The 2965-nt window shown below is 68.1% G+C and carries 4 protein-coding genes; 1 reads left to right on the forward strand and 3 read right to left on the reverse strand.

Annotation, left to right across the window (positions count from 1 at the left end; translation table 11 throughout):
* Window positions 1–96: 96 nt before the first annotated feature.
* Window positions 97–543: a hypothetical protein gene (locus E2651_RS42320; RefSeq protein WP_135336583.1), complete on the reverse strand. Its 447-nt coding sequence runs from the start codon at window positions 541–543 to the stop codon at window positions 97–99.
* A gap of 71 nt (window positions 544–614) precedes the next feature.
* Entirely contained in the window at window positions 615–1457 is an 843-nt protein-coding gene (locus tag E2651_RS42325) for a hypothetical protein (RefSeq protein WP_135336584.1), read from the reverse strand.
* Window positions 1458–1848: 391 nt separating this feature from the next.
* On the opposite strand from E2651_RS42325, the gene E2651_RS42330 reads away from it, so the two are divergent.
* Window positions 1849–2247 (forward strand): hypothetical protein, encoded by a 399-nt coding sequence (locus E2651_RS42330; RefSeq protein ID WP_245239548.1) that lies wholly within the window; start codon window positions 1849–1851, stop codon window positions 2245–2247.
* Between the two features lie 32 nt (window positions 2248–2279).
* Here the strand turns inward: E2651_RS42330 and E2651_RS44485 are convergent.
* Window positions 2280–2965 (reverse strand): hypothetical protein (locus E2651_RS44485; RefSeq protein ID WP_167829075.1); only part of this gene is annotated, 686 nt, incomplete at its 5' end.

The following is a 2965-nucleotide window of genomic DNA, read 5'->3' on the forward strand; positions in this document are numbered from 1 at the left end:
GTCGGGGGTGGGCTCGTCGTTCACGGGGTGGTGTCCTCTCGGGCAGAGTTCGCCCTGCTGGGGCAGGCCGGCGGGGTGATCTGCGGTGGCTGGTGGTCAGTTGCAGATGTAGGTGTCGACGGCATTGTCCTTGGCGGTGATGTACGTGCGGACGTTCTTTTCGGATACGTCGCCCTTGAAGTAGTCGATGGCGGCCCGGATCTCCCCTTCGGGGGTGTGCTGCTTTTTGGTGCGGCACTTGGCGTGGCGCTTGCCTATCTCGGACTGGACCTCGGTCGCGGACATGGCTTCCATCTGGGAGAGGGCGTCGGTGAGGCCGTTGTCGATGCCCGCCTTCACGAGTGCGGCGACGTAGCGCTTCTCCGGCTCGGTGAGGCGGTCGACCTTGACGTCTCCGGTGTCGATGCTCGGACTCGGCGTGGGGGTGGTTCGGGGTGCGGTCGTAGTGGCCGACGTATCGCTGTCGTCGGCGGGGCCGCCGCAGGCGGTGAGGGTGAGGGTGAGTACTGCCGCGGCAGCCAGGGCGAGGGTGGGGGTGCGCATGGGGTCCTCTGATGGTGGTCGGGCTTCAATGGTTTGTTGATCGTGCGGATAGGCGGACCCTCGCGTCCGGGCTAGTTGGTGCAGCCGCCGGGAGGGCACGGGTTGTAGCAGCCGCCGGGCGGGCAGCCTCCTTGGTCGCTGTCGTCGTAGTCGCCCTCGTAGCCGCCCGAGCCGCTGTCGTCGTAGTCGCTGCCGCCACTGCCGCCACTGCCGCCGCTGCTGTCGTCGGTTTCCGGAGCCTCATAGTCCGGGTCGAGCGTCGGGTCCTTGTAGGTGCCCTTCTTCGCGGGGCAGGCGTTCCCTTCGACCAGGTGCAGGGTCAGTTCGGGGCTGCCCTTGACGGTCTTGCCGCTCTTGAGGGACTGGAAGCAGACCGTGTAGCCCTTGCCGTCGGCGTCTTCCACGTCGTAGTCGTCGACGGTCTCGTCCGCGTATGCGGAGTCGATGGTCAACTCGTAGTCGATCTTCTGCTTCTTCAGCAGGGACACGGCCTTGTTGTAGCCGGTGTGCGCGAGGTCGGGCATCGTGGGCCACGGGATCTTGCCCCCGTCCTTGTCCGGACAGGGTGCTGCGTCGGGGACGGCGCCGAAGCCGACCTTGGACAGGGTGACCTTCTCGAAGCAGACCTTCCATCCGGCCTCTACATCGGCGTCCTTGTCGCTGGCGTCGTGACTGTCGATCCGGTAGCCCAGGCGGCCTGCCGCCTCCTCGGCGTCAGTTATCTCCTCGCCGATCTGGCTGCCGGGTGGCTTCGGCGTAGCGGTGGCGGTGGCGGTGACGGTGACCTTCGGGCCGGGCACCTTCTTCGTCTTGGTCCCGCCCTCGGGGCAGTCGTCGTCGCAGGAGCCGAGCAGGGCCAGCAGCAGTACGGCGCCGAGCGCACCGGAGCAGCCGATCTTCGTCTTCTTGTTCACGGAGTCCTTCAGTGGGGGGCGTGGCCAACAGCGGGGTGCATGGCCAACTCCAGGCAGCCTTCAACAAATTGTTGACAGCGGGTGGAGCGTAGCGGCCTCGCTCGGTCGCGCCGTATGCAGGCTCGGCAGCGCGGCTGAAATTGGCCGTAGCATGTCAAGAATCATGAGGGTGTGCCTTGCCTCCTCAAGGGGGCCGTGCCTCAATGGGCAGCGGCCGAGATGTGACGGTGCGTCATATCTCGTTCTCACCCCCCGCATTCCCCCCACCTGAAGGCAGGACCCCATGAGGCATGGCAGCAGCAGGTTCGTCAGGCATGGAAGATTCGGAGTCGGCAGGCTCGGCGCCGGGTCGGCGTTAGGGGTTGGGCTTGTCGCCGTCGGGGCGATGGTGATGGCTCCGGCCGCCACCGCCGTGACGCCGGACACCGCGACCATCTCGTTCGACTGCGGGTCCTACGGCTCCGGTACCGCGACGCTCAAGGCCACCCAGGACGGGACCGCCGCGACCATCAGCGTGTCCACGTCCGCGATCACCGCGCCCATCGACATCGCGGCCAACTCCGTCCAGTCGACGCTCACGCTGACCAAGAACGGCTCGGACACGGCCACCTTCACCGGCAACGCCAACCCGGCCATACCGGCCGGCGGCGAAGTCTCCACCGGGCCGCTCAACGGGACCGTCGCCACCGGCGACAGTCTCGAGGGCAAGTCGCTGCAGGTCGTGGTCCTCGGGATCAGCGTGACCTGCAACGCCACCTCGGCACAGGCTCCCGGGCCGTTCGTCTTCTGACCGGTGCGCGACGGGGGCGGTGCGGCGGCTGCTCAGGAGCGGGCCGCGCCGCCCCCTTCGGGTGCCAGAGGGCGCCAGTACTGGGCACCGCCCTCGTCGCGTACGACGTAGCCCAGGTCCTGCAAGTTCTCGATGATGTCCCGTGCGTCCTCGGCCGCCTTGCGCTTCAGCGCGGCCTTCCGTGCCGCCAGCAGCGCGTGGGGGTCGGTCTCCCGCCACGGGTAGCCGTGCGAGCGGAAGGCCTTGGCCAACGTCGCCGCCGATGCCATGCGGGCGCCGCGTGCGAACTGGCGTGACGTGGCGTCGAGGATCACCAGGCTCTTGCCGTCCAGGAACACCGCCGAGACCTCGGCGCGTGCGATCGTACGGGTCAAGTCGTTCTGGTCGGTGTCCAGTTGCACGTCGGTCAGCTTCAACTTCAGTGCTTCGGTGAGCTCCGTGAGGGCCAGGAGGAGCCCTGCCACCAGGCCGACGACCAGGCCTACCGCCATCACGAGGCCCGTCTGCCACGGCTTGTCCAGCGAGGCGAGAAACGTGATGCCGTCCCGCCAGGGCAGCATCGGCGCCTTGGCCGGCAGGCGGGCCAGCGGCGGCAGGGCGAGGCCGAGCAGCAGACCCAGGACGGGCAGGCCGATCAGTATCGTGAGCAGGTCGCCCCTCGGGTAACCCAGCGCCGTCGTCCGGTCCTTGATGAGGGGGAGGAGGAGGGGGCGAGGGA

Source organism: Streptomyces sp. MZ04, from assembly GCF_004684775.1.
Lineage (GTDB): Bacteria > Actinomycetota > Actinomycetes > Streptomycetales > Streptomycetaceae > Streptomyces.

What these genes read in the sequence shown, in the direction of transcription:
- E2651_RS42320 (WP_135336583.1), bottom strand. Translation starts at nt 543, where the DNA reads ATGCGCACCCCCACCCTCGCCCTGGCTGCCGCGGCAGTACTCACCCTC.
- E2651_RS42330 (WP_245239548.1), top strand. Translation starts at nt 1,849, where the DNA reads ATGGCTCCGGCCGCCACCGCCGTGACGCCGGACACCGCGACCATCTCG.